Here is a 19,350-nt window from a genome sequence, read left to right as displayed (position 1 = left end):
GGATCAAATCATTCTCGCCGCTCATCATTGCGGCGTTCCCCGGATAACTATAGGAGTTTCCATGAACTTCAGCCTTAACAGTACTGCCCTTGCGAGCACAAAAGCCGATTGCCTGGTCGTCGCCCTTCCAGAACAAGGGGATTGGCCAGCCTCTACTACCGAGGCGGACAGCGCACTTGGCGGGCTGATTACCAAACTCCAGAAAGCCGGCGACATCAATGGTAAAAATACGGACACAAGCCTGATTCCACTTAGCGACCAACCATGGGATCGACTGCTTGTTGTTGGCACAGGTAAAGACACTGAACGCACTGGTGCAAATTTTCGAAAGGCATTGACTGCCATGGTGGGCGCGCTGAAAGATGGGCCATCAAAGAGCGTGCTGATCAACCTGACCGACACCCCCCTGGCCGGCGATGAAAGCCTTAGCTCCGAACAATCAAAACTAAGCCTGATCGGCCGCACCCTGGAAGACCAACTGTACAGCTTCAGCGAATTCAAAAGCGAGAAGCCTTCTGCGCGCAGGCTCAACAAGGTTCTGGTCGCCTCTTCCGATGCTGGAAAAGCTCAAAAAGAAGCGTTCAACCTTGGCCTGGCTACTGGTCGTGGCATGAACCTGGCCCGCGATCTGGGCAATATGCCACCGAACATCTGCCACCCCTCATGGCTGGCAGATCGAGCCAAAACGCTGGCCGCTGAACACGACTGCATCAAGACCGAAGTGCTTGATGAAAAGCAGATGAAAAAGCTCGGCATGAATTCCCTTCTGGCCGTGGGTCAGGGCAGCGCCCAACCACCCCGCTTGATCATCATGGAATACCGTGGCGGCAATGCGAAAGACAAGCCTCATGTCCTGGTAGGCAAAGGCATTACCTTCGACACCGGCGGCATAAGCCTTAAACCGGGCGCTGGCATGGATGAAATGAAATACGATATGGGTGGCTCTGCTGCCGTATTCGGAGCCATGCAGGTACTCGCGGAAACCAAACCAAAAATCAACGTGGTTGCCGTTATCGCAGCTGCTGAGAATATGCCGGATGGCAACGCGACTCGCCCTGGCGATATCGTCACCACCATGTCTGGCCAGACGGTTGAAATCCTCAACACAGACGCTGAAGGCCGCCTGGTATTGTGCGATGCCCTCACCTATGTGAAGAAGTTTGATCCGGAAGTGGTCATCGACCTGGCCACACTGACCGGTGCCTGCATTGTTGCCCTTGGCCACGAAACGACAGGCCTGATGGCAAACAACGACGAATTGGCCAACGAACTGCTGGCTGCGGGCGAACGTGCCAGCGACAAAGCTTGGCGCCTGCCCATTTGGGACGAGTATCAGAGCCTGCTGGACAGCAACTTTGCAGACATGGCCAACATTGGGGGCCGCACTGCAGGCACCATAACCGCAGCCTGCTTCCTGGCGCGCTTTACCAAGGAGTATCGCTGGGCTCATCTGGACATCGCGGGAACTGCATGGCATTCCGGTAAAGCCAAGGGATCCTCCGGCCGACCGGTTCCCCTGCTGGTCGACTACCTGATGTCCCACGCTGGAAAATAATGGCAAGTAATGGAAAGTAATTCAGCCTCACAACCCGGCAGCCTTGCTGCCGGCAACTCTCGGCCCGGGTCGGCACAGGAAGATAAAAACCAGCGTTACTGGTTTCACATTCTCCTGCAAGACACTCCCGCCGCCCGCAACCTGCACGCCACCAAGCTTGTAAGCAAGGCCTGGCAGCAGGGTGACAGGGTGTGCATTGTGTGTGACACCCAGCAACAAGCTGAGGAACTGGACGAACTACTCTGGAGCTTCAGCCCGGACGCATTCATCCCGCACAGCGTCATACCCGATGCCGCAACACCCTGCGCAGAGCCTGTTGGCATACTGTTGTGCCCGCCGATTGCGGAGGACTGGGATACCGTAATCATTCTCTCCCACACCCTTCCCGCGAACGCAGAAAAATTCAAACGCCTCGCTTTAGTGGCCCATAACGACCCCGCCGTTCTCAACCAGGCTCGTTCACATTTCAAGCAGTTGCGCGCCTTGGGTATCGAGGCTCAGGTGTATGATCAACGACCAGGATCCTGATCGTTGATCATACATTGCTGGACAGCGCTGGATTAAAGCTTCCAGCTTGCGAATACGACGAAATTAACGACAATTCGCTGGCAAGTGCTTTTCATTCACATTCTGGCCGTAACACATCCAACTGATCTCGCCCTCATCGACGGCAGGTTCAAGTACGATATATTTGGACTCTCCCGAACGGTCCACGCCCATTTCGACCCCGATCATGCCGTCTTCATATACATCGATCGTATAGTTCTGGACGTCATTCTCCAATGTCAGCTCCGGGTAGCCCAGCTCTTGCATAGTTACCGGCCAAGCCTGGTTCTCAGTGGCGTAGGAGGTGACTCGAGCCTGGACCTCCTGAGCCATGGAGTATGCAGCCGAATAACGTGCGCTTTCGACGTACTGCTGGTAAGCAGGAATTGCCACCGCAGCCAGCACACCGATAATCGCGATAGTTACCAACAGGGATGCAGCTCCGCCAGCACCACCACCCAACCGGGGCACAAACATCGATAGCACCCAGGCCCCGATACTGCGGCGAGGATGCTTCACCTCCCTGCCTTGTGCCAGCGCCAAAGCGGTCGCCATGCGTTTTGTCAGCCACGGATAGTCGCCGGTTAGCTCGTTGAACGACATCCAGAACCCACTGGTTGCCTGAATCTGACTGAGGTATGCATCCACATTGATGGTCTTCCAGCGGGTATCCCCTGCAGCGATGGCTGCTATGGCGGCCTTGATATCCTCTGAAGACTGGCAACAGGCAACGCCGTAGCGATCACAGGTGTACTCTTCTGCACGACGCAAAGCCGGACCAACCACAGGCAACAGCGAGCCGGGCATGACAAACGCGCGCCAGGAAAGATGTTTGCGGTGTATGTGGCCAAGTTCATGGCCAATGTAGAAGTCGACCGCACCCGGCTGATCTTCCAGGGCATCAATCACATCGGTAAACAACACCACAAAGTGACGGCCGAGAAACTTGGTAGCCAGTGCGTTAAAGAAATCGGTGCGAAGCAGATATGCCTCAGGTAACTCTGTGACGCCGACTTTTTCAGAACAACGAACAAGCCGTTCATAGAGATCTGGATACTGATCCTGGCTGATGCGCACACCCGAGCCTTTCAGGTGGGAGATAAATGCCGAATGCGCAAACAGAAAAAACACATAGCCCAAAAGCAAGTACAACAACAAAATCCCGAACGTCCCGACAAACAACGCAAGCCAGATAATCGCTGAAAACACGACCGCTATCCTGAGCAACGGTTTCTCGTTCTTGTAAACCAAATCCATGGTATTCCCTCGTTAAGATGCTTTCAAAGTGACCGGCGAGTGCACGGCACAAGACCTGAGCCAACCATGACTGAGGTTTATTGCGGCGCACCCACGCAGCAAAGCCGGCGATTATAGAGAAAAACAGCGAACATCTTCCACGACTACATGTCGATTTCACATACCCGAAGGTGGGACACGGCCTGCCGAAGCCGACCTCCATGGCTCGAAGGCAAGCGACCATGTATAATCCAGCGTTTCAATTTCCCCTTGTGAATCAATCAAACGGTCGCCAGAAAAACCCATGGAAAAAACCTACCAGCCAGAAAACATTGAGCGCCAGTGGTACGAAAACTGGGAATCCAAAGGCTACTTCCGCCCCAGCGGCGAGGGTGAGTCCTACAGCATTGCCATCCCGCCACCCAATGTGACCGGCAGCCTGCACATGGGCCACGCCTTCCAGCACACCATCATGGACACCCTCACCCGCTATAAGCGCATGCAGGGCCACAACACCTTATGGCAGGTTGGCAGTGACCATGCTGGTATCGCCACTCAAATGGTGGTTGAGCGCAAACTGGCGGCCGAAGAAGGCAAAACCCGCCATGACTTGGGCCGCGACGAGTTCATCAAGCGTATCTGGGACTGGAAGGAAGAATCTGGCGGCACTATTACTGGTCAGATGCGCCGGTTAGGTAACTCCGTTGATTGGGATACCGAACGCTTCACCATGGACGATGGTTTTTACAAAGCCGTACAGGAAGTGTTTATCCGTCTGTACGAGGACGGACTGGTATACCGTGGTAAGCGCCTGGTGAACTGGGATCCGAAGCTGCACACCGCCATTTCCGACCTGGAAGTAGAGAACAAGGAAGAAAAAGGCTTTTTCTGGCACCTGCGTTATCCATTGGCTGACGGCGCTACCACACAAGATGGTAAAGACTATCTGGTTGTGGCCACTACCCGCCCGGAAACCATGCTGGGCGATACCGCTGTCGCCGTTCACCCGGATGACGAGCGTTACCAGCACCTGATTGGCAAGTTCGTGATGCTGCCGCTGGTGAACCGTCGCATACCGGTGATTGCCGACCACCACGCCGATCCCGAGAAAGGTTCCGGCTGCGTGAAGATTACCCCGGCCCACGACTTTAACGACTATGCCGTAGGCAAACGTAACAACCTGCCGATGATGAACGTGCTGACTCAGGATGCGAACATCCGTGAGCAGGCCGAAGTCTTCAACAGCGACGGCACAGAAAACACTGAGCTGGATGCCAGCCTGCCCGCAGCGTACGCCGGACTGACCCGGGAAGACGCCCGCAAGCAGATAGTGGCCGACATGGAAGCCGCCGGCCTGGTTCAGCAAGTGGAAGATCACGTACTGAGCGTACCCCGTGGCGACCGCTCCGGCCTGATTATCGAGCCGATGCTGACCGATCAGTGGTTTGCCGATGCGAAAAAATTGGCCGAGCCGGCCATTGAAGCAGTCGAAGACGGCCGCATTCAGTTTGTGCCCAAGCAGTACGAAAACATGTACTTCTCCTGGATGCGGGACATTCAGGATTGGTGTATCTCCCGCCAGCTTTGGTGGGGCCACCGCATCCCTGCCTGGTACGACGCCGACGGCAATATTTATGTAGGTCGCAGTGAAGAGGAAGTCCGCGAGAAGCACAACCTGGCAGCCAACTTCGCCTTGAAGCAGGATGATGACGTACTGGATACCTGGTTCAGCTCTGCTCTGTGGACGTTCGGCACTCTGGGCTGGCCGGAAATTACCGAGCGCCTGAAAACCTTCCACCCGACGGATGTTCTGGTGACCGGTTTTGACATCATTTTCTTTTGGGTTGCCCGGATGATCATGATGACCATGCACTTCATGAAAAATGAAGACGGCACGCCTCAGGTTCCGTTCAAAACGGTGTATGTGACCGGTCTGATCCGCGACGAGCACGGCGACAAGATGTCCAAATCCAAGGGCAACGTAATTGACCCGCTGGATATGATTGATGGCATTGATCTGGCCCCGCTGCTTGAGAAGCGCACCGGCAACATGATGCAGCCCAAACTGGCGAAGAAGATTGCCAAGCAGACCGAAAAGGAATTTCCGGAAGGAATTTCTGCCCACGGTACCGATGCGCTGCGCTTCACTCTGGCAGCCATGGCCACTACCGGTCGTGACATCAACTGGGATATGAAACGCCTGGAAGGTTACCGCAACTTCTGCAACAAGCTGTGGAACGCTGCCCGTTATGTGCTGATGAACGTGGAAGGCGAAGACTGCGGTGTGAATGGCGAGCCGGTAGAGCTGTCTCTGGCCGATCGCTGGATTATCAGCGCACTGCAGCAGTGCGAGCAGGATGTAACCCGCCATTTAGATCAGTACCGTTTCGATCTGGCCTCTCACGCACTGTATGAGTTTATTTGGAATGAGTATTGCGACTGGTATCTGGAGCTTTCCAAGCCTTGCCTGAGCGACGACAGCGGCAGTGTTGAGGCGAAGCGCGGCACACGCCGCACTCTGGTTCGCGTGCTGGAAACGGTTCTGCGCCTGGCGCACCCGATCATGCCGTATATCACCGAGGAAATCTGGCAGCGCATTGCTCCACTGGCCGGGAAGTCCGGTGACAGCATTATGCTGCAGCCGTTCCCTCAAATGGATGCCAGCAAGCACGATGCTAAAGCCGTTGAAGATATCGAATGGCTGAAGGGTGTGATTGTGGCGGTGCGTAATATTCGCGGCGAGATGAACATTTCTCCGGCGAAGAAGATTCCGGTTCTGTTCCGTGGTAACAGTGCGGAAGGTCAGCGCCGGATGAATGAGAACCGTCAGTTCCTGAGTTCTCTGGCCAAGCTTGAGAGCCTGGAGTGGTTTGAGGGTGATAATGCGCCCATGAGTGCCACCCAGTTGGTTGGCGACATGGAAGTGTTGGTGCCTATGGCGGGGCTGATCGATAAGGATGCGGAGTTGAAGCGTCTGGATAAGGAGCTTGAGCGTTTGCTGAAGGAGATCGGGCGCCTGGAAGGAAAGCTGAACAATGAGAAATTTACTGCGAAGGCACCTGCGGAAGTGGTGGCCAAGGAGCAGGAGAAGCTGGCTGAGGTTCAGGGTAATTTGAACCGGTTGCAGCAGCAGCGTGTAGATATTGAGGCCATGTAGGTATGGTATCTGCGGGTGAGCGTTCCGGGGGTGGCGGGGTGATTGCCATTCTTGGAGCGGGTTCTTTGGGGCGGCTTTGGGCCGCCCTTTTGCCTTCTGCTCTTTGTGGTTTCTTGCCTCGGCCTGAGCACGCTTCTCAACTTGGGAGTAGCGTCAGCCGTCAGGGCGCCCCTCCCGAAACACGCTGTGAATACGTCCTTGTACGCTCTGTTCCGCCATCCATGGCTCCACAAGGTTTCGGGAGGGGCGCCCTGACGGCTTCGCCGGACTTTGGTGAAGCCCGCACTAACGTAAGCCTTCCGTGGCTTCAGTCAGTTGAGCATCTAACTCTTCTGCTGGTAACAACAAAAGCCGGAGATACCCTCGCGGCTTTAGATACTTGGCTGCCTCGCATTCCGGTTGCTACACCCGTTGTTTTATTTCAGAACGGTCTGGGTAGCCAGCAGGCAGTGGCCGCACGCTGGCCGGAGCGGCCGATTTTGGCGGCCAGCACTACCGAAGGGGCTAACCGCCCTTCCCCGGATATTCTGGTTCATGCCGGAGCCGGTGACACTTGGGTGGGCGCACTTACGGCTACTGCCGTTAATCATACCGAGAGTGTTGTTCAACGGTTGGCTGAAACCGGCTTGCGGATTCATGTGGAGGAAAACATTCTGCAGCGGCTTTGGCAGAAACTGGTGGTTAACGCAGGGATCAATCCGTTTACGGCCCTGCTCGACTGCCCCAACGGCGATATTCTGAATTCACCTCTTTACCAGCAGAACATTGACGGGCTTTGCTCGGAGATTTCGGTTTTGCTGGAAGCTGAAACCTCAGAGGCGATTGCGCCGGGGGTTCTTCGGGAACGAATCGAAACCGTGGCGAGGAATACCGCCAGCAATACTTCGTCCATGCGGGCGGATGTTATAGCTGGCCGTAAAACCGAGATCGATTTTATCAATGGCTACCTTGTTCAGCGTGGAAAGCGCCATGGTATTGCCACGCCGGTAAACCAAATGCTGACCGAACGAGTACAAGGTCTATAACTCAACAATCAGGAGTAACCTTATGGGCAACCGCCTTTCAAAGATCTACACCCGCACTGGTGACGATGGCACTACTGGCCTGGCCGATGGCAACCGTATTGCCAAAAACGCTCAGCGTGTTGAGGCGATGGGCATGGCCGATGAGTTGAACTGCCATATTGGCCTGCTGATCGAAACTTTGGACAGCGACGATGACATGCTGGAATCCATGCGCCGCATTCAGCATCACCTGTTTGATCTGGGTGGTGAATTTGCGATTCCGGGTAGCACGGCAATTACAGACGATCACATCAGCTGGCTGGAGAATCTGCTGGATGAAATGAACGAGCCTTTGCCTCCGCTAAAGAACTTCATCCTCCCAGGCGGAAGCCCGGCTGCTGCTCAGTGCCACTTGGCCCGCGCCGTTTGTCGCAGAGCAGAGCGTGTAGTGGTAGCCCTCAGTCACGAGGATTCCATCAATCCACTGGGGCGCCAATACCTGAACCGTTTGTCCGATCTGTTGTTTGTAGCTTCAAGGGTGTTGGCGCGCAGGGAAGGCGCTGAAGAGATTCTGTGGGATCAGAAGAAGTCGGGGATGTAACAATCGCGCTGAGCGTAACGTCGCGTTCACCATAACCAGGCCAGGTGTGGCGCGAAGGCTCCGGAAACTGTGCGGAGCCAGGGATGGCGGAGCCAAGCGTACACGGACGTATTAACAGCGTGTTTCCGGAGCCTTCGCGCCACACCTGGCCGTCTTAAAAACTAAACCTTAAACGCCTCAACAAGCCTCTGCAAAGAAGCCGTCAAATCGGACATCTCCTGGGAAGAAGCCAGAGTCTCTTCAGCGTTCGCAGCAGTCGATTCACCCAGTTCGCCAATGTGAGCAACGCTGGAGTTCACGTCTTTGGACACCGCCGACTGCTCTTCAGCTGCCTGGGCAATCTGGTGGCTCATGTCCACAATCACCGAAATACCCTTGGCAATTCTGCTCAACGCCTCAGTAACCTCTCCCGACTTCTGAACGGTTGTCTGAGTAACATCACGGCTATTGGTCATGGCCGCTACGGCATCTTTTACTCCACTTTGAAGCCGTGAAATCATGCCTTCAATTTCTTCAGTGGACTTATGCGTGCGCTGGGACAGAGAGCGAACCTCATCTGCAACCACCGCAAACCCACGCCCTTGCTCGCCGGCACGTGCTGCCTCGATGGCAGCGTTCAAGGCCAACAGGTTGGTCTGCTCAGCAATGGCTTTGATTTCCACCAAAACCTGGCTGATGTTATTGCTGTCCTCGCTTACCCGGTTGATCACGTCCACCGCACTGGAAATCTCCGTTGCCAGGCGATTGATGGTTTCAACGGTATCGGAAACAACGCCGCGGCCGGTTTCCGTATCTTGCTCTGCGGCGGTGGCGCTGTCAGCAACCCGGTGGGCGCTTTCAGTGACTTCACTCACCGCCTCTACCATCTGGCTCATGGCTTCATTGATCTGACCGCTCTCGGCCATCTGCCGGGCTACCGCTTCGCTGTTGGCGGCCGCTGTATCCTTCACGCGAGCAGCCTGCTGATCGACCTCGTGCGTTGTCTGGCCAACAGAGCGAATCAATTCGGCTATGCGATCCGTCATATTGTTGAACTCACCGGTCAACTCGCCAAGTTCATCGCGATTATCCAGGGAAATCCGGGTCGTCATATCACCAGCAGCAACCTTGCGCGCCGCTTCGCTGAAGCGGTTTATCGCAGTACGGACAGACATAAAGAAGCCGACATAGAGGTACACAACAAACAGCAGCACAACAATCAGTGCCACTACAATGAGACGGCGCTGACTTACCTCCTGCTCCAGCCTGGCTCCCAAGTTGGCGGCCACCACATCAAACGCAGCCTCCTTCAGCTCAACATAGCCTTCCAACTCTGCAGAAATCCGGGAATCGTATTCCGCCCAAGCCATCTCCAGCCGCATTGGCGCAATGACATTCACCTCAAGCAATTCACGGGCGTTCAAAAGACTCTCATCAACGCGATTCAATGCTGTTCCCGCCAAAGCCGCAAGGGTTGGAGACGCATCTGCCGCGAGGGTCAAGGCTGGCGAAAGCAGTGAACTACGGTTAGTCAAAGCATCATAGATTTCATTCAGGTTTTCGCTGAGGGCGTAACCTAGCTGGCCATCAACAAGCGCGAACAAACCATAGGAGCGCGCCCGACCTAGTTCGCTGCGGGCATCGGGAAGGGTTTCACGGATCAGGCCGAGAATAAGCAGGTTTTCCCTTGAGGCACCTTGGCCCAACCCCGACGTCTCTATAGTGGCAGGAATCAGGGCCAACGCTTTCTGAACAAATTCCTGAAAATATTTAAACTGGGGGTCAAAGTTGGTCTGATAGTTATCATCCCCACGAATGCTCTGCCACTCCGCTTTGAGCGCCTCCACTTGCTCGGCCCAGGCTCCAGACGTATCAAAGGAACGTGGCTCTGCAGTCAGGGCATCAAGAATGGAATTTATTTCGCTGGCAGTCTGGTCGGAGAGAGCCTTTAGACTGCCTTCATCCTTGGCGACTCCAGGCGCACGGTAGTCCCGATAATCAATAGCTGCGTCAACAAGTCGGTCAATCTGGCGAAGCTGCTCAAGGCCTTCAACGCCCCGCGTTGTGGTTGCAACTGAGCGGTTGAGTTCCGTCATGACAAGCCAGGATAACCCACCAATCGGTAAGAGGAACAAGATGCTGATAAGGCTGAATTTATACAGCATCGGCAGCCGGTTCATCAGTGCTACTGCGGGATTAATGAGTTGCTTCACATCGACCCTCTCTTTGAAACGCAAACAAATGAATGCATGTTCTGTTTTTATTATCGCCCAAATTCGAAAAAACTTGAGTAACTATTTATTACCAAACTAAGGGTCAAACAACCCCTGCAATCACCAGTAACGCAAGCGCACAAATCCACACCAGCATGCTCCGGCTGAGTAAGTCTCTTACCGCACTCAAACTGCGACCGCCAAAACCGGCCCATTCGTCCGCATGAATCCGGGAAAAGCGGGCTGGATCAAGTGCATACCCGGTTAACGACCCATTGGCGGAAATCATGAGGATCTCTGACGTCTTTTTCGTAATACTCGTCATCGCAGCTCTGGATTCACTCAACCAACCCGACAAATCACCGGCAATCCCAAAGGTTATTGAAAGCAACCTCACCGGTATCCAGTTAAACCATTCACATGCGTTCAAGTACCGCGGTCTCGCCGCTGTCTGTGGCCACTGTTCTGATAGAGCCACAAGCCCACGTACAAAAATTGCCAAGCCAATGCCGCCCACCACATACCAGAAAGCCACAAGGAAGAACCGTTGAAATACGGCCAACATCAACGCTTTGCACAAGGCAAGGTGCATAATCTCAGGTGATACAGCAGCACCACGCTCGTTGGCAGGCAGGCGCTCCTGTATAAGATGCCATGCAGCTTGCATGTCACCTTTACGCCAAGCTTCCGCGTAGGGCTCAAGTGCTTGCCGCCAGCCAGGCGAGCCCATCATCAACACAAGCACTAGAGTTTCCAGCGGGTAGGCAGCAAGCCGCCAGCCGTATAGCTCAAAAGCATAAACGCTCAAAGCCGCCAGCAGCGCAGGCACAGTGATCAGAACCAGACCAGCCACCACCCCTGATTCACGACCCGCTTTAACAACGGTGCCTTGGCGAAACCAACGCCGCCAAAGTTCATCCCCGGAAATCGCATTCAGGCTATCAAGTCGTCTGCGTACCAGGTACGCAATGAGAAATACCACCAGAATCATCTAAACTGCTCCTTCAGGAGGCTGTTCGGCACTGCTTTTTCCAGCTTGAGCTGTCTGTAGAGCCGCCCGAAATTGCTGCCAATCAAACGCCGGCCCAGGGTCCGTTTTGCGACCAGGAGCAATATCACTGTGGCCAGTAATACGGTTGCCGGTGATCGCCGGCCAGGCAGAACAAATTACTACCGAGAGTTCTGCCAGCGCCCGATATTGCTCGAGCGTATAAGGAACATCGTCTGCGCCTTCAAGCTCAACGCCAATAGAGAAGTCGTTGCACTCTTGTACACCCTGAAAACTGGATCGGCCCGCATGCCAAGCCCTTTCCAGCAGGCTGACAAACTGAACCAGGCTGCCATCCCTGCGAATCAGTACGTGGGCCGACACGCGCATCTCCGCAATGGTTGCGAAGTAAGGATGCAAATCCGGATTCAGGCTATTGGTGAAGAAGTCTTCAATGTAGGGGCCACCAAACTCGCCGGGCGGCAAGCTGATACTGTGCACCACCAGAAGGTTTATGGTCGCGCTTTCCGGGCGAGGGCCGTAATTCGGCGAAGGACACCAGCGAGCACCTTCAAGGCGCCCCGTTTGGCGAAGCGCCTCTATGTTTTCGCCGTAATTAGCTGTACTACCATGATCGGAGGCTGAATGGGGCAAGATGAATCCATTATTATCAGAGCATTACACTGTGATCTGATTGAATCACAAAGTAACACCTGTTACCACGGATCAATCTTTGCGAGTGTTGCGCAGATTGTCGATGATGGATTCCAGTGCTCTGTCGAAGATAAGCCCATCGTCAAGCATGCATACCGAGCCAGCGGCCATTGCGGCTGCCAACTCCTGGCGATGATACTCCGCCACTTTGGCACCGCTGCGGTTAACGAAAATGTACTTGCCGGTGGCTCTGATAACGGCAGCCAGCTTGCAACGAAGCTTGGTTTCCTCGCGGGTAAGCTCTACCCAGGCGCCAACGCGAAGGCCGTCTGCCCTGATCAGCCACCGTTCCGGAATATCTTCCTCAACCGACTCAGAGGACGCTTCGACTAGCGACCCCACCACTTCAGGTTGCTGCTGTATATTCGCCTCAGCCTTCGTTCCGGTGTCCGGCGGTGTAGCCTCGGTCTCTGGCACTACAAAAGTTTCAATGAGTGGTTCTTCATCTTCCACCGCCGGTACTGGCCGCGACGGGGCCGTTGCCAAACGCTGAAACACGTCCACGTGCGCCAGTTCGAGATCTCTTACCGCGGTATCTGTTGCAAACGGATCCCAGGAAATTTCCTGAAGCGCCCTGCGGAAATCATCCACAATAGCCGGGATTGCGCGAAGCAAGTCGCTTCGGGTGGAGCTCTCTACAGGCTGAGGATCCACACTCCAAACAAGGTGGCCAGTCAGCTCTTTTGCGTCTGCCCAGCGTTCACTGTCTTGCCCCTCCCGCAATACCACCCACTGCAGGTACTTTGTCCATGCTTCTGTGAGCATTTCGTGCACAGGCTCAGGAATATCCCTGCCAGCGGTATGCTGCTGAATCAGAGTGTCAGTAACCTTCGACGCCTGCTCCTGCCGAGCCCGACCTTCCTCCGCATCGCGCAAGCGTTGCTCTACCAGTTCCCGACGGCGGCGATCAAGGTCCGTGAAGTGACAAAAATCCTTCAAGAGCTCATCAAAGAGTGACACGTTGTTGGTGAATTCACTCAACACCCGGTCCACCACCGTTTCGATCTTTTCGTGCAGCGGATCGCGCTGGCCGGCCCGCTTCTCACTCCAACCAATGGCAGATAGCGCCAGTTCATTCAATAATTTTCGTACCGGGTGCCCACCACGGTTAAAAAAGTTTTTGTCGCTCAGGGCAACCTTCAAAACGGGTATCTGCAAGCGCCCTATGAGCGCCTTCATAACCGGGTGCAATTGCCGGTCTTCCAGAATAAAGTCAAACAACATGGAAACCAGGTTTATGACATCATTGTCTACCTGCCCAATGTTCGCTTTCTCGCCACTAGCCGCCCTGAGAACAGGCTGAAGCCGCTGATCGAGAGAAGCCACGTCACCGCCTTCCCACTGCGCGAACGATGTCTGTGCCTCGCTGAGACGAGCCAGCAACCCATCAGTATCCAGGTAGGCTTCATCAGCCTTGTCCGGTTCTAACATAGCCTGGGATGCACCTCTTTGATGCAGGAGCGCGCTCAATTCGGAAAACGTTGCATAGGAAGCACCGCCCTGGATCTGGTCATGACTGTAATACTGGCCACCACTGACCTCACCCGACCCTTCACTCGCGCCTTGCTGCATTGAGCTTGGCGGCACCGGGGCGGAGGTCGCAGACCTGGCACCGGCGGAACGGGCTGGTGGACGCTTTACATCCGGAAGAACACCTTCTGAAACCAGCGTGCGGTTAGCTTCCTGATAGAAATCACCGAGCGTATCCGCCAACAAACGGTCAAACAGTTTAAGAACAACAAGTTTTGCACGGATATCGATATCCAGATCAGCACAAGCCTCTGCGATACCGCCACAGATCACCTCGGGACTGAGAGGCATCTGACTGCCGGAGAGATCCACCCCCTTCACCAGGTGGTTCACCCGCAAAGACAAAAGCTGGATGGGGGCCTGATATTGATTTCGCAGCTTATTGATAAGGTTATCAATCGCTACCTGCTGCTCCAGGTCTGAATGCTCCAGCAGGCTCAGGGAATCGCGATCAACTTCATCAAGGGCACCTGCGGCCTGTCGGGGCCGGAACTTGCCAATATCGTTAAAAGCCTGGCTAACGTACTGCAGCATTGAAACGACCATGGCTTTGCGGCGCAGCCGCAATTCGCGCATAGCATCAAAATAGACTGTCTGATCCATGTTGGAGCCGGCGCGATCCGCAAGCTCAAACAAGGAGTCGTCAGCACGCTCGAAAAAACGTTCGAGCACACCTTTCAAAGACTGGCCAGACGAATCACGCAGGCGAACAAGGGCCGGCGGCAGATCAAACCGTGAAAACGATTTCTGCCCGGAAAAATTGACAACCTTGTTTTCCTGCTTCATTGATTACCCCTCAGCCAAGGTACGTGAAACGCCTGAGCATCGCTAAGAAACTACTCGGATTACATATCATACGAGTTAGTTGCGTCACCTTGTGTCAGAAATTGTCACCTTTTGTGTAGAGCGGACCCAGATCACAATCTTGGCAGAATTTGGCGAAACCGCTAGCGGTCTATAGAATCATGCTCCTCAACTCATTCAGAGCACTTTGGCCCCAGACACAAGCGGATGCATGACCATGAATTTCACCGAACGCCTACGCCAGTCACGAATTGAATCCGTCGCAGCGAGCCTGCGAGAAGATATCGGCGATGGCGATATTACAGCTCAACTTATCCCACTGGAAAAGCAGGCTACAGGTCATGTTATTACCCGGGAGCGGGCCCACATCGCAGGGCGCGAATGGGTGAATGAAGTGTTCCGCCAGGTAGACAGCTCGGTCACTCTGGAGTGGCTAATCGAGGATGGTGAATCCGCGTCGCCCAACCAGGTTCTGTTTCGCATGAAGGGCACCGCCCGGAGCCTTTTAACCGCTGAGAGGGCCGCACTGAACTGGCTGCAAACGCTTTCAGGGGTTGCAACAAACTGTGCGGGCTACGCTGAGCGTGTGGCGCATACCAGTGTTCACCTTCTGGATACCCGGAAGACACTGCCCGGATTGCGGCTCGCCCAGAAATACGCGGTAACCTGCGGCGGCTGCCACAATCACCGTCTGGGGCTTTGGGATGCATTTCTGATCAAAGAAAACCATATTTCCGCCTGCGGTTCCATCGCCGACGCTATAACAGCAGCCCACAGAATCGCACCAGGAAAACCCGTAGAAGTGGAAACCGAAAATTTGACAGAACTGGAGCAAGCGCTCAGTGCCGGAGCTGACATCATCATGCTTGACGAGTTTTCCATGGAAGATCTGCGCACTGCCGTCGCCATGACCGGAGGGCGGGCAAAACTGGAAGCTTCGGGAGGTATCAATACAGACACATTGGTTCCTATTGCAGAAACCGGTGTCGACTATATTTCCATTGGCGCGCTGACCAAAGATGTCAAAGCAATTGACCTATCCATGCGCCTGGACTGAACCGGGCTGTTCACCATTCAAGCACAGTTGATCAGCTACCCGAGAGTAGCTGATCAACTGCCTCAAGCTCCTGTATCAACCCCTGCCCTGACTCAGGAAGACCACGAAAGTACTCTTCTGCCATGGGCGCAATGCCAGACACCCTGGGCAAAGGGTGGCCGTTTTCAACAATGAACTTCATGCGCTCGAGAAATACAAATTGAATCCACTGGGTAAATGCCAGTGTGTCGATGCAGAAGGGCTCAGTGCTGTCGAATGCCTCTGCTGGCGGGCGTTCAGCCGCCCACATGTCAAGTTTGCGCAGCTCTATTTCAATTCCGAGAAGGCAATCTGCCACCCGCCCTGTCACGTCACCGGTGCCGGCCATAACCCCTCCTCAATCCGCCAAAGGTTCCAGCTCGACCGTCTCGCCACTCAATACGCGATACAGATCTTCAAACTGCTTTGTGAGGGCGTGCTTTGGAGCCATGTAAATAAGCGGCTGCCGACACTGGTGAGACTCTTTCATTTTTACAGACGCTGACAAGCGTACGGGCAGCACTGGCAATCCTTCTTCGATCAGCTCTTTCACCAGCTTCTTGGGCAGGCTGGCCCTGGGCTGGAACTGGTTGGCGACAATACCTTCCACCACCAGCTCTTCGTTATGATCTTCCTGCAGATCTCTAATTTCATTGAGAATGTTGTATAGCGCCTGACGAGAAAAATCATCACAATCAAATGGGATCAGGCAGCGCTGAGCCGCGATAAGTGCCGAACGGGTGTAGAAGTTCAGAGCCGGTGCCGTGTCGATGTAGATTTCGTCGAAGGACTCACCCAGCTTTTTGAGGGCTTCCCGCAGCTTGTAAATTTTATGCTTCGCTTCCAGCTTACGCTCAAGAAAATCCAACTCCGGGCTAGAGGGCAACACATAGAGGTTTCGGAACGGCGACGCGTGAACAAATTCCTCCGGACGCCGATTGAATACCTTGAAGGCCACCGTTTGTTCCAGCATGTCTGCAACCGTATCTTTGAGCTCGCTCGCAGGTTTGCCTAAGAGATAATGCGTTGAGTTACCTTGGGGGTCCAAATCAACAACCAGCGTGCGCTTGCCTCTTGCCGCGCTGATCGCTGCCAGGTTGCAGGTAATACTGGATTTTCCGACTCCACCTTTTTGGTTGAATACTACCCGTCTCATGTCATTTCTCCATCTGGCGCTTTACTCAGCGTCTTATCGTTTGATTGCTGTTTTTGTGTTTGGTTATGCCTGTGCCTTTGACTCACCACTGCATGACCGTTTTCACGAACGGAATAGTGAGACGTCGCTGTGCTTGCAGGGAATTTTCATCGAGGGTATCGAGAATGCTCAACAATTCTCCGAGACGCCGTGGAGCACGGCGCATAATAAAGCCTGCAACGTCGTCCGTCATTGTTAGCCCGCGCTGTTCGGCACGGGCCATGAGTATCCTTAACCGATCATCATCACGGTAAATCCCAAGCTGCACCGTAACACCGTGATGCAACCGAGAGACCAGATCTGGCAATACAAAGGGCAAGGAGGCAGGGACCTCAGAGAGACTGACAACGAGCATACGCCCACCGTCGTGCAGGCGGTTATAAAGGTGAAAAACCGCCTCTTCCCAGTCTGCTTTACCGGCTATCCGATCCAGATCATCAAGCGCGACAACATCCATGGTGTCCAGCCCCGCAAGCGCGTCTGGCCCGAAAGGTTCCAGCTCGGCAATACTGATACACACGGCTGTTTTTCCGTCGGCTTCTCCATGGTGGCAAGCTGCCTGTAACAGGTGGCTTTTACCCGTATCGGAATCGCCGCAGACCACCACCACCGGCAGCCCTTCAGGCTGACTGAACACCGATGACAGCCGCTGCGCAGCTTCCCGGTTGCGATCCCCGTGAAAATTATCGAAACGTGCATCGTCCCGAAGCCGGACACCAAGAACCAGTTGCGATGCGCTCACGACTGACTGGCCCTCCATGCTCGTGCACCCCAGACAACTACGTAATGGCCTCCACTAAACACAGCTGAAGCTGCAACCAGCCAGATTCCGACATCCATCCACACGGGCTGCACCGGCAAACCCGCCATAACAATAATCACGCCCAAAATTACCAGAACCTGAACCAGGGTATTCAACTTTCCAGGCATACTGGGTTCCATTTCAAAGCGGCCGATTCGGTAATGATAAACCAGTGCACCACCAACAATCAGAAGATCCCGCCCGAGTATCAGTGCGAACAACCACAACGGCAGTACAGATGTGTATGTCAACACCAGATAGGCTGTGATCAATAGAGCCTTGTCGGCCAAGGGGTCGGCCACAGCACCAAAACGCGAACGCCAGTTGAAATGACGTGCAAGGAAACCATCAAGACCATCTGTCAACGACGCGACAGCAAAGATAAGCAAAGCAAGGCGGTACTCATGCACCAGTAACGCCCTTGCAAAAGGAGCAATCAGCAATATGCGCACAAACGTCAAAGCATTGGGAATCCAGCGCCAGGCGTATGTGTTCACTGAGCTGCCTCCGGTTGCGGCTTACTGCCCGCCATCATTCACAATAACCGGCACGGGCTGCCAGCGGTAATAGAGAACTTGATAGAGCGATTCGAATGCCTGCTCCGCCTCCTCTTCATCTACAGGAGATGGCTGGTAGGTATACTTGGATTGCTCAGCAGAACCCGCTTCTGTGTCTGCTTTTATTTCTGGAGCCGCCTCTGGGCTGCTCTGCCCGGCTTGCGACTGGGCTGGCTTTGCGGGGGTTTCAGGTGGCGTCAAACGAGACTGCCGCATATCCTGAGGTTCACCCTCAACAGGCACGAACCTTGAATCCAGAGCAATGTATTCCTTGAGTTGATCGAGCTCACCGGAAAATGCCACCCTGAGTGTTAATTGCTCACCCTTGACTCGCGAAGCCCCTGCACTTACCACAGGCGTTAGCCCCTCAAGAACCTGAGTAGCCTTGCCATAGTCCGTAACTGAGGTAACACCCCGCAGTACAATATCAACCTGCGGCAAGTCTCCAACCTCACCGGCTGCAACAGCGTAACGACTGGCGTACAATTCTGCCCAACGATTAACCAGCGCCTCCGCCAAAGCTTCCCGCGTATCGGCACTGACCGACTCTTCACTGTTGTTGAGCTTTGCGCCTTCAAATACCCAGCCTGCACGCCACTGGCTGCCAGAGCGGCTAACACGAACCAGGGCAAGCACATCATGCTCAACGCCCTCTGATGCGCTGCGCACACGACTGGTGAACTGCCCCCAAATGTCCGACAACAACTCTCTGTTATCGCTGAATTCCGCCGGTGGAAGTGTCACGGGAAGCCCTCGCTCCTCAGCCGCTCGGGCAAACGCGGAAGACCAGATTCCGGAGTCTCCACTATTTGTCATATCTCCACCGGAGCCCGTCACTAGCCTGCGAACACCACGATCCTCAACAGCGACCCACGCCAGAGTCAAAGGCCGGTTTGCACCCCACACTGGGGCATCAATCGACGCGAGAGCACGGTTTACGCCCACCGCACCAAAGGCCATCGTCAGCCGGCTATCACCATTTGCGCCACGAAGCACCTGATAGGACAGCAGCAAGGACTCCGCATCCGCCATCAATGCCTTGGCACCATCCAGCGCAAGCACCTCACGGGTACCGGAAATTCGCACAAAAACCCGAGCCAATCCATCTGCATAGCCCTGTGCTAGAGCACCCGGGCCGGAGCCGGCCACAGGAACCTCTACTGTATAAAGCCCTGATACCGTAACGGCCGTCGCTGGGGTAGATGTTGCCAGCATAAAGGCACAAAAAATGGCAAGCCAAAGGGCTGGTGAGGGCTTTAAAGCCCGGATCTTGTTTGGTACTGGCATGAAACACCCTGCTGTTCGCATGAATGGCGCATAGGATACACCATGGCCCGGAGCCTGAGTAGCCGACCCGGGTTGCTGAAATGCAATCTTGTCCACCCCGGACTGCA

General features: G+C 54.7%; 16 protein-coding genes. 6 read left to right on the top strand and 10 right to left on the bottom strand.

What is annotated here, in order from left to right:
- Positions 1-61: 61 nt before the first annotated feature.
- Both Q0824_RS00345 and Q0824_RS00340 read left to right on the top strand, forming a co-directional pair.
- Positions 62-1,555 carry a leucyl aminopeptidase gene (locus Q0824_RS00345; RefSeq protein ID WP_298446800.1) on the top strand — a complete coding sequence of 498 codons (1,494 nt, stop codon included), beginning with the start codon at positions 62-64 and terminating at the stop codon, positions 1,553-1,555.
- A 9-nt stretch (positions 1,556-1,564) separates the two neighbouring features.
- The gene (locus Q0824_RS00340) at positions 1,565-2,083 is read left to right on the top strand and encodes a DNA polymerase III subunit chi (protein ID WP_298446799.1); all 519 of its coding nucleotides are present in this window, start codon (positions 1,565-1,567) and stop codon (positions 2,081-2,083) included.
- 63 nt (positions 2,084-2,146) lie between these two features.
- On the opposite strand, the gene Q0824_RS00335 is transcribed toward Q0824_RS00340, so the two are convergent.
- Positions 2,147-3,358, bottom strand: coding sequence for a pilin (locus Q0824_RS00335; RefSeq protein ID WP_298446798.1), 1,212 nt, complete (start codon positions 3,356-3,358; stop codon positions 2,147-2,149).
- 283 nt (positions 3,359-3,641) lie between these two features.
- Here Q0824_RS00335 and Q0824_RS00330 point away from each other — a divergent pair, with 283 nt between their 5' ends.
- The 3 genes from Q0824_RS00330 to Q0824_RS00320 are packed head-to-tail and all read left to right on the top strand — an operon-like array spanning position 3,642 to position 8,099.
- Positions 3,642-6,494, top strand: coding sequence for a valine--tRNA ligase (locus tag Q0824_RS00330; RefSeq protein WP_298446797.1), 2,853 nt, complete (start codon positions 3,642-3,644; stop codon positions 6,492-6,494).
- Between the two features lie 2 nt (positions 6,495-6,496).
- A complete protein-coding gene (locus Q0824_RS00325) occupies positions 6,497-7,519 on the top strand; it encodes a 2-dehydropantoate 2-reductase (RefSeq protein ID WP_298446796.1) in 1,023 nt (340 codons plus the stop codon).
- Positions 7,520-7,541: 22 nt separating this feature from the next.
- Positions 7,542-8,099 carry a cob(I)yrinic acid a,c-diamide adenosyltransferase gene (locus tag Q0824_RS00320; protein WP_298446795.1) on the top strand — a complete coding sequence of 186 codons (558 nt, stop codon included), beginning with the start codon at positions 7,542-7,544 and terminating at the stop codon, positions 8,097-8,099.
- A gap of 161 nt (positions 8,100-8,260) precedes the next feature.
- On the opposite strand, the gene Q0824_RS00315 is transcribed toward Q0824_RS00320, so the two are convergent.
- The 4 genes from Q0824_RS00315 to Q0824_RS00300 form a co-directional block, all read right to left on the bottom strand.
- The gene (locus Q0824_RS00315) at positions 8,261-10,291 is read right to left on the bottom strand and encodes a methyl-accepting chemotaxis protein (RefSeq protein ID WP_298446794.1); all 2,031 of its coding nucleotides are present in this window, start codon (positions 10,289-10,291) and stop codon (positions 8,261-8,263) included.
- 103 nt (positions 10,292-10,394) lie between these two features.
- Positions 10,395-11,282: a histidine kinase gene (locus Q0824_RS00310; protein WP_298446793.1), complete on the bottom strand. Its 888-nt coding sequence runs from the start codon at positions 11,280-11,282 to the stop codon at positions 10,395-10,397.
- The gene (gene ampD / locus Q0824_RS00305; RefSeq protein WP_298446792.1) at positions 11,283-11,933 is read right to left on the bottom strand and encodes a 1,6-anhydro-N-acetylmuramyl-L-alanine amidase AmpD; all 651 of its coding nucleotides are present in this window, start codon (positions 11,931-11,933) and stop codon (positions 11,283-11,285) included.
- A 72-nt stretch (positions 11,934-12,005) separates the two neighbouring features.
- The gene (locus Q0824_RS00300) at positions 12,006-14,309 is read right to left on the bottom strand and encodes a DUF1631 domain-containing protein (protein ID WP_298446791.1); all 2,304 of its coding nucleotides are present in this window, start codon (positions 14,307-14,309) and stop codon (positions 12,006-12,008) included.
- 235 nt (positions 14,310-14,544) lie between these two features.
- On the opposite strand from Q0824_RS00300, the gene nadC reads away from it, so the two are divergent.
- Positions 14,545-15,384, top strand: coding sequence for a carboxylating nicotinate-nucleotide diphosphorylase (nadC, locus tag Q0824_RS00295; protein WP_298446790.1), 840 nt, complete (start codon positions 14,545-14,547; stop codon positions 15,382-15,384).
- Between the two features lie 31 nt (positions 15,385-15,415).
- On the opposite strand, the gene Q0824_RS00290 is transcribed toward nadC, so the two are convergent.
- The 5 genes from Q0824_RS00290 to Q0824_RS00270 all read right to left on the bottom strand — a co-directional run bounded on the left by Q0824_RS00290 (position 15,416) and on the right by Q0824_RS00270 (position 19,243).
- Positions 15,416-15,751: a YqcC family protein gene (locus Q0824_RS00290; protein WP_298446789.1), complete on the bottom strand. Its 336-nt coding sequence runs from the start codon at positions 15,749-15,751 to the stop codon at positions 15,416-15,418.
- Positions 15,752-15,760: 9 nt separating this feature from the next.
- Positions 15,761-16,558 carry a ParA family protein gene (locus Q0824_RS00285; protein WP_298446788.1) on the bottom strand — a complete coding sequence of 266 codons (798 nt, stop codon included), beginning with the start codon at positions 16,556-16,558 and terminating at the stop codon, positions 15,761-15,763.
- An 82-nt stretch (positions 16,559-16,640) separates the two neighbouring features.
- Complete coding sequence (gene hda / locus Q0824_RS00280; protein WP_298446787.1) at positions 16,641-17,357, bottom strand: DnaA regulatory inactivator Hda; 717 nt, start codon at positions 17,355-17,357, stop codon at positions 16,641-16,643.
- On the bottom strand, positions 17,336-17,896 hold the full coding sequence (locus tag Q0824_RS00275) for a CDP-alcohol phosphatidyltransferase family protein (RefSeq protein ID WP_298446786.1): 561 nt from the start codon (positions 17,894-17,896) through the stop codon (positions 17,336-17,338). Before Q0824_RS00275 ends, hda begins: the two co-directional genes overlap by 22 nt.
- A gap of 21 nt (positions 17,897-17,917) precedes the next feature.
- Complete coding sequence (locus Q0824_RS00270; protein WP_298446785.1) at positions 17,918-19,243, bottom strand: DUF2066 domain-containing protein; 1,326 nt, start codon at positions 19,241-19,243, stop codon at positions 17,918-17,920.
- Positions 19,244-19,350: the final 107 nt, after the last annotated feature.

The organism is uncultured Marinobacter sp., from assembly GCF_947488835.1.
GTDB lineage: Bacteria > Pseudomonadota > Gammaproteobacteria > Pseudomonadales > Oleiphilaceae > Marinobacter.
The sequence above is the reverse complement of the archived record's forward strand: the minus strand, read 5'-3'. Positions and strand labels throughout refer to the sequence as shown.